The following is a 7,004-nucleotide window of genomic DNA, read 5'->3' on the forward strand; positions in this document are numbered from 1 at the left end:
GGGTGCGCCGCCGCCGTGCTCCTGACCGCGGCGCACCGCGTGCGCGTCGACGGCCGTCAGCACATCGGCGCGTGTCAGGAGCCGGGTGCTGCGGCGCGGCTCCCGCGGTCCGCAGGGGCGCCGGCGCGCGCACGTCCCGGCTTCACGCGTGTGTGGCGTCCGCGCTGGCGTGGTCGATGATCCAGCGGCCGACGCGGGCCCACTGGGTGAGCAGCCATTCGCTGCGGGCGTCGTCGCCCGGCGGGATGCGGTCCTGCACACCGACCGGAGCCTTTGAGGGATTCCGGCGGGCGCGGTGGCCGGCCTCACGCCTGGCCCCGTCGAAACGTGCCCAGTTCGCGTGCCGCCAGGGCCCAGCTGAGTTCCACCGCGGTGTCCAAAGCGTCCAGGCTGGTGCCGGTCAGCTCCTCGAAACGACGCAGGCGGTAGCGGACGGTGTTGACATGCACGTGTGCGGTGCGGGCGACTTCGCGGATCTGCCGTCCGTTGTCCAGATATGCCCGCACCGATTCCTCGATGAGCGCACCGAACTCCCCCTCCGCCTCCAGGGGGCGCAGATAGCGGCCGCACAGCAACGCGGCGAGTTCCGGTTCGGCGACGACGGCCACCCGCCAGGACAGGTCACCCAGGTCGTACAGGCCGCGCAGACCGTACGCACGGGCGGCCTCCAGCATCCTGCCGGCGGCGCGGAAGGAGCGGTGCGCCGCGGCCAGGTCCGCCGGCGGACCGAGCCCCGCCGTCACCTCCAGGTCACCGATCTCCGGTTTCGCGCTTACGACCCCGGCGACAGCCCCGTCCAGCACGGTGAGCAGCGCGCCCCGGCCGTTCCCGCGGCAGTGGGACCCGAGGGGGCGTTCCAGCGCGCCCGGATCCGCGTCGCCGCACGGTACGGCCCTGATGGCCCGGTACGGCCGGGACGGGTCCAGCCCGTAGACCGCCGCGCCGCTGTGGATCTCCACGGCGCTCAGCGTGCCGTAGAGCAGCCCGCGCAGGAAGTCGGCGCGGCGGCGGGCGTCGAACAGGGCGGAGGCGACCTCCGCCTGCCGGTGGACCGCGGCGATCCGCAGGCTCGCGACGTCCGCCAGCTCCCACAGGCACGTGGTGCGGTCGATGATGAGGCCGGGGGCGAGCCCGCTTCCGGTCGCCTCGGCGATGAACAGATCCCGTATCGCGCTCAGCGCCCGGCGGAAGGCGCGCAGCCCGTCGCTGAGCGGCACTCCCCGGGCGACCCGGTCCCGGGCCACATCGGCTTCGCCGAAGTCCTCCGGTGCCGGCACCGTCCCTTCTCGCACCACCGCGAGGGCCCGCTGGAAGTGCCGGCGCCAGATCTCGTCGAGAAGTTCCCGCGGGACCGCGCGGTAGGAGGGGATGTCATCCGCCAGATCCGCATGCAATCGCCGGCCGACGTGCCGCTGCTGTGCGGCCATCGCGGCGATGACCCGTTCGAGGGGCGCTGCCGCGCCCGGCTGTCCGGGCATGGACCTCACCTCCCGCCTTCCGGAACCGGCCGTTGTACATCTGAACAATATGCCGACCCCCGCCCTTGGCCGAGGAGCCGTCGACAAGCCCCCACCGCCGAAAGCACAGTGGCACGGCGGCGCAAGGAGCCCGCATCGGCGCACGCAGCGCTGCGCCGATCGACCGTGCTCAGGGCCGCCCCCGTGCCACCGACCACCCTGACGAACCGTGCGGAGAGCACCATGACCGACGAGCACCATCACCGCCCCGACCGTCCTGCCGCCCCCACCGGCCCACGCCTGGCGCCCCTGCCCGAGGACGGCTGGGACCCGCTCACCCGGGAGCTCCTCGCCCCGGTCCCCCGGGACGCCGACGGCCGCCCGGCCAACGTCTTCACCACCTTGGTGCGGCACCCCGGCCTCTTCCGGCACTTCCTGCCCTTCGGCACCCATCTGCTGCGCGACGGCCGCCTCCCGGACCGGACCCGGGAACTGCTGATCCTGCGTACCGCGTACAACACCCGGGCCGGTTACGAATGGGGCCGGCACGTACCGCTGGCCAGGGCCGCCGGGGTCACCGACGAGGAGATCCGGCGGGTCGGCGCGGGCCCGGACGCCCAGGGGTGGACGCCGGCCGACGCCCGTCTGCTGCGGGCCGCCGACGAACTGCACCGGAACGCACGCCTGTCCGCCGCCACCTGGTCCGCGCTCGCCGCCGACCACGACGAGGCCCAGCTGATCGAGATCACCATGCTCGTCGGTCAGTACCACATGGTCGCGTTCTTCCTGAACTCCGCCGGCACCCCACTCGAGCCCGACTACGCGACGGAAGGCCTGCCCACACTCGCCGGGGCCGGCGCGGACGCGGCGCAAGGAGCACACGGCGATGCCTGAGTCCCGGCACACCGCGACCGGCCCGGCCGGCCTCCTGGCCGGACGGAACGTCCTGGTCATCGGGGCGGGCACCCGCCCCAGCGACGACCCCGAGGCCCCGGTGGGCAACGGGCGGGCGGTGGCCGTTCTCGCCGCCCGCGAGGGAGCCCGCGTGGCCTGCGCCGACGTCTCCCCCTGCGCCGCCGCGGCCACCGCCGCCCTGGTCGGCGAGGAAGGCGGCCGTGGCCTGCCCGTGGTCGGTGACGCCACAGACCCCGGCCAGTCCTCGGCCATGGTCGACGAGACCCTCCGCGAACTCGGCGCGCTCGACGCACTGGTGGTCAACGTCGGCATCGGACTCGGTGCGGGTCTGGCGGACACCTCACCGGAGCAGTGGGAACGCGTGCTCTCGCTCAACCTGGGCGCCCCCTTCCTCGCCGCCAAGTACGCGCTGCCCGCGCTCGCCGACGGGGGCTCGATCGTCTTCGTCGGTTCCGTGGCAGGGCTGCGCGCCGCCACCGGCTCGCCCGCCTACGACAGCTCCAAGGCGGGCCTGGTCGGCCTCACCCGCCATGTCGCCAAGGAGGGTGCGCCGCGCGGGGTCCGCGCCAACGTGGTCGTCCCGGGCCTGATCGACACCCCGATGGGCCGCGAGGCATCGGCCCGGCGGGCGTCGCGTACCACCTCGTTCACGCGCATACCGCTCGGGCGCCAGGGCACCGCCTGGGAGGTGGCCGAAGCCGTCGCCTTCCTGCTCTCCGACCGCGCCTCCTACATCACCGGACAGAGTCTGGTGGTCGACGGAGGGCTGAGCGCCGTCTGAGCGCGCGGTGCCTGTCCGCCCCGCGCGCCCCCGCCGGCCCGCGCCATCACCGCAGGCCGGCGAGGGGCGAGCTCGGTTGCCAGGTGACGGGGAGGACGACGTCGACGCCGCCGCGGCGGCCCAGGGGCAACAGCCTGCTCATCGACCGCCGGCCTATCCGCAGACCCAGCAGACAGGGGGGAAGGAAGGCCGCAGTCCCCTCCGCCGTCGCGGCGGAGAACCCCGTCGTGATCCGGCGCAGCCTCGCCGATCTACGGAAGGCGCACCTGGTGACCGCCCGTCACGGTGCCGGGGCCGGCTGGACACTGGCCCGCGAACCCGAGTCCATCGCGCTGCTCGACGTCTACCACGCGGTGCACGACGAGCCTCTGTTCGCCCTGCACCGCGGTGAACCGAACCAGGCGTGCCCCGTCGGCCGCGGCATCCAGTCCGCGCTGCACCACGTCTATGCCGACGCAGAAGAGGCTGTCCGGCGGGAACTCGCGGGGGCCCCGATCGCGGGACGTCCTGAGGAAGACCCTGGCCGACCGCTCCGGCTGATGCGCCGAGCGGGGCCGGCCGGGACCCACCTTCGCCCGCAGTTGTACAGAACCTGTTTCATCGACTTGGATCATCAAGGCCCGTCGCACGGCCCGTGCTCGGACGTACCGAGGTGGAACGCCATGCGGGCGATCGAGCACCGCCGCCATGGCGGACACGAGGAACTGCGGCTCGCGGACCGTCCAGCCGAACCGGCCACCACAGGCCGTACGTCGCTCAGGCTCCCCTACGCCGACATGAGCCCGGCCGACAACACCATCAGGGCACGCCGGATAGACCCCGCCCTGCACCAGACGCCGCCCCACGTACCCGGCGGCGGCGCGCTGGGTGAGATCACCGACCCCGGGACGACCGGCCTGGCGGAGGGAGCGCGCGTCGTGGTCGGCGGCGGGGGGCTCGGCTGGCGCACCGACGGCACCTGGCGCGAGCAACTGACCGCGGACGCCAATCAGCTGATACCCATCCCGACGGGGCGAGCGACGAGGCCGCCTGCGCGCTGTTCGCCGGGGCCGGATACAGCACCGCCTACCTCGTCCTGACCCGGCCTGCCGGGCTGAAGGCTGACGGTACCGTCCTGGCACCGGGCATCGGTGGCTCTGTCGGCATGGGCACCGTGGAGGTGGCCCGCGAACTCGGCGTATCCCCGACTGTCTCCACCGCAAGCCGCACCGACAAAGCCGAAGCCGCCCGTGCCGCCGGCCACGAGCACGTCATCGACCTGTCCCGCGAATCCCTGACCGACGGCGTCCCGCGCATCACCGACGTCCGGGGCGTGGACGTCGTGATCGACGGCGTCGCCGGTCCGCTGCTCGGTCCCTGCAACGCCTCCCTCGCACACGGCGGCGTCTACGTCGGCGTCGGATACTCAGGCGGCATCGAAGGCAATCCGGCGCAACGACCAGCCGGTTCCACGGCTGCCCGCGCCGCTATGCCCAGCGCATGCCGATGGCGGAGAACTGCTCGACGCGTTCCGGCGACAGCGTCGTACTCCGCGAGCGCTGGTTCCCGATCCATGCACCGAGCTGGTGCTGTCGCTCCTCCTGGTCCTGGCCGCTGCCCCCCTTCCCGTCGCCGACGACGATCGTCTCGGTGTGTTTGCGCGGTACCCGCAGGTGTCCCTCGCGTTCGTAGTACTGCTTGGTGGCGGTGTAGTTCGTGGCCCATTTGTCGGCCTGGGTACGGCGCGGCGGCGGTTTCTCGTCCTTGGCCGCGGGCTCGATGCCGAGGATGTGTTCGCACATCCACTGCTGCACGGTCGTCAGCTTGTCCCAGCCGAACCGCACCGACTTCACCCACCGGCCGAGGTCTTCGCCCTGGTGCACGACGGTGCCCGGCTCCATCGGGAGCTCGCCGCCGGCTTCCAGGTGGAGGCGGACGAGGTGGAAGGCGCGCTGCCATTCCACTGGCCAGGTGGGGCACCAGGAGGGGTCGATCTCCTCCAACTGCTCGCGTCGCTCCTGGGACAGCGCCCCGGCCACCGTCAGCGTCCTGCGGAAGCCTTCCTCGCTGATGCCTTCACCCGCGCGGTCTGCAGCGTCGCGAGCCGGGGCCCGCGAACCTCGTCCGAGCGGCCCTCGGCTCCCAGGAGCTGGGCGGCCTGGAGCTGGGTGTCGGTGATGTCCACGCACACCACCTGGTACGGCGCGCAGATCCCCCGGTCGATCGCCTCGGACAGCGTCAACGTGAAGCACCTGCTGCCGAACGGCGAGCTGGGGTCGTCGTCCATGCTCGCCACGAGCTCGCCCGGCGCGCCCTCGGAGTCCTCGTCCAGCTGCCACAGCCGGGGCGTGGCGGTCATGTAGAGGCGGCGCAGGGCGGGGATGCGGGTGTTGTCGTGAACGACCGCCCACGGCTTCCCGATCCGTCCCGAACACCGGTGCGCCTCATCGACCACGATCAAGTCCCAGCCAGGTAGGCCGGCCTTGTGTGCCCGCTCCAGTGTGCCCAGTCCCAGCGAGGCGTACGTGGCGAACACCGTGACCTTGTCGAACGGCCGTATCCAGGCGACCAGTTCCTCCACGTCCGTGGTGTTGGGGAAGCCCGCCTCGTCCCCGCGCAGGGACGAGATCCCGATCATCGGTCCGCTACGGCCGCCCTCGCGCCATGCGGCCCTGGTCTGAGAGAGGAGGTCCAGCGAGGGTACGAGCACCAGAACACGGCCCGCGCGGAGCTCCTCGGCGCTGCGTGCGGCGATGAGGGTCTTGCCGGTTCCGGTCGCCATGATGACCTGTGTTCGGAGTCCACGCTCGGGCACAAGCGATCTTGCGGGAAATTCAAGTGCTCGCAGGACCGCGTCCACTGCTTCTCGCTGGTGAGGTCGGAGTTCCTTCACTACCATTCCCATCTGCCGCTTTCTGCGGGCCGTGCCTGGTGCATCGCACGGCAGGGAGCCCGGAGTCACCACGGATGTGACGGTGGATCAGCAGCCCGTGGAACGTGGCCGAAGCCGAGCATCCGCCTCTGGCCGGTACAGACAAGGTGACCAGGTCCGGCTTTTTTGACCTTACTGGTGCTGCTGCTTCATTCCATAGTCTATCTAAGTCTCAATTTGAAGCATCCTGCTTCAGGAGAACGCCTCGACTGTGCCTCAATGTCCCTCGTTTCGGGTTGGAAGACCGGGGGAGGAGGGAGTCAGACGGGTGCGAGTACGGAAGAAGCCGGGCGATGGCCGGGTGAAGCAGGTGAGGGAGGGGCAGGGGCGTGTTAAAGAGGGCTTTTTACCACTTACTGGCTATCGTGACGGCCACAGTGATCACGTTGGGTGTCCTGTGGACCGCAGGAAAGATTCACTTTCCCGCTCCCGCTCCTAGCAACTCGACAAATCCGTACACCCCTCCGAACGATCCTTTCTGGCCGCCAAAACCCGCACCACCAACCCCTGTTCAGCCGCCACCACCGGTCTATCGCTAACCCACGAACATCGTTCGCCACGCATCCAACTCCCAGAGGCAGACGACCTCTTCCGGCGCAACCAGCGCCACCAAACCTCTCGGCCGGCACACAGCCCGTCCTGCTGCCGACTTCGGGCCGCGCGCAGCGTGGCCCGTTTGCCTCGCGCGCAGCGCGGGGCTTTGCGGTTGGAGCGCAGCGGAAACCGCACGGCCCGGGGCGAAGCCCCGGGCCTGACCGCGTAAACGGCTCTGCCCCCGGAGCGAAGCGAAAGGGGGCAGCAACCCACAGGCGCAGCCTGTGGGTTGGGCGGAGAGCGCAGCGAGCCGCTCGCGCTCACGCGGAGCGTGAGCGCAACCCCCGCGCGCAGCGCGGGGGTTCGCTTTCTTCGGGCGCAGCCCGAAGGGACCCGCTCCGCGGGG

General features: G+C 71.5%; 6 protein-coding genes and 1 pseudogene. 4 read left to right on the forward strand and 3 right to left on the reverse strand.

Going from position 1 to position 7,004, the window contains the following annotated elements:
* Positions 1 to 305: 305 nt before the first annotated feature.
* Positions 306 to 1,478: a PucR family transcriptional regulator gene (locus ACZ60X_RS42875; RefSeq protein ID WP_469611084.1), complete on the reverse strand. Its 1,173-nt coding sequence runs from the start codon at positions 1,476 to 1,478 to the stop codon at positions 306 to 308.
* 222 nt (positions 1,479 to 1,700) lie between these two features.
* On the opposite strand from ACZ60X_RS42875, the gene ACZ60X_RS42880 reads away from it, so the two are divergent.
* The 4 genes and pseudogenes from ACZ60X_RS42880 to ACZ60X_RS42895 all read left to right on the forward strand — a co-directional run.
* Positions 1,701 to 2,351: a carboxymuconolactone decarboxylase family protein gene (locus tag ACZ60X_RS42880; RefSeq protein ID WP_469611086.1), complete on the forward strand. Its 651-nt coding sequence runs from the start codon at positions 1,701 to 1,703 to the stop codon at positions 2,349 to 2,351.
* The gene (locus tag ACZ60X_RS42885) at positions 2,344 to 3,153 is read left to right on the forward strand and encodes an SDR family NAD(P)-dependent oxidoreductase (RefSeq protein ID WP_469611088.1); all 810 of its coding nucleotides are present in this window, start codon (positions 2,344 to 2,346) and stop codon (positions 3,151 to 3,153) included. Before ACZ60X_RS42880 ends, ACZ60X_RS42885 begins: the two co-directional genes overlap by 8 nt.
* Positions 3,154 to 3,380: 227 nt before the next feature.
* Positions 3,381 to 4,232 carry an Rrf2 family transcriptional regulator gene (locus ACZ60X_RS42890; protein WP_469611090.1) on the forward strand — a complete coding sequence of 284 codons (852 nt, stop codon included), beginning with the start codon at positions 3,381 to 3,383 and terminating at the stop codon, positions 4,230 to 4,232.
* Between the two features lie 65 nt (positions 4,233 to 4,297).
* Positions 4,298 to 4,552, forward strand: a pseudogene (locus ACZ60X_RS42895) (zinc-binding dehydrogenase); the annotation flags it as partial.
* A 67-nt stretch (positions 4,553 to 4,619) separates the two neighbouring features.
* On the opposite strand, the gene ACZ60X_RS42900 reads toward ACZ60X_RS42895, so the two are convergent.
* Complete coding sequence (locus ACZ60X_RS42900) at positions 4,620 to 5,171, reverse strand: helicase associated domain-containing protein (RefSeq protein WP_469611092.1); 552 nt, start codon at positions 5,169 to 5,171, stop codon at positions 4,620 to 4,622.
* Positions 5,172 to 5,173: 2 nt separating this feature from the next.
* On the reverse strand, positions 5,174 to 6,037 hold the full coding sequence (locus ACZ60X_RS42905) for a DEAD/DEAH box helicase family protein (protein ID WP_469611094.1): 864 nt from the start codon (positions 6,035 to 6,037) through the stop codon (positions 5,174 to 5,176).
* Positions 6,038 to 7,004 lie beyond the last annotated feature (967 nt).

This window comes from Streptomyces sp. NPDC104106, from assembly GCF_055584345.1.

What these genes read in the sequence shown, in the direction of transcription:
- ACZ60X_RS42905 (WP_469611094.1), bottom strand. Translation starts at nt 6,037, where the DNA reads ATGGGAATGGTAGTGAAGGAACTCCGACCTCACCAGCGAGAAGCAGTG.
- ACZ60X_RS42885 (WP_469611088.1), top strand. Translation starts at nt 2,344, where the DNA reads ATGCCTGAGTCCCGGCACACCGCGACCGGCCCGGCCGGCCTCCTGGCC.
- ACZ60X_RS42875 (WP_469611084.1), bottom strand. Translation starts at nt 1,478, where the DNA reads ATGCCCGGACAGCCGGGCGCGGCAGCGCCCCTCGAACGGGTCATCGCC.
- ACZ60X_RS42880 (WP_469611086.1), top strand. Translation starts at nt 1,701, where the DNA reads ATGACCGACGAGCACCATCACCGCCCCGACCGTCCTGCCGCCCCCACC.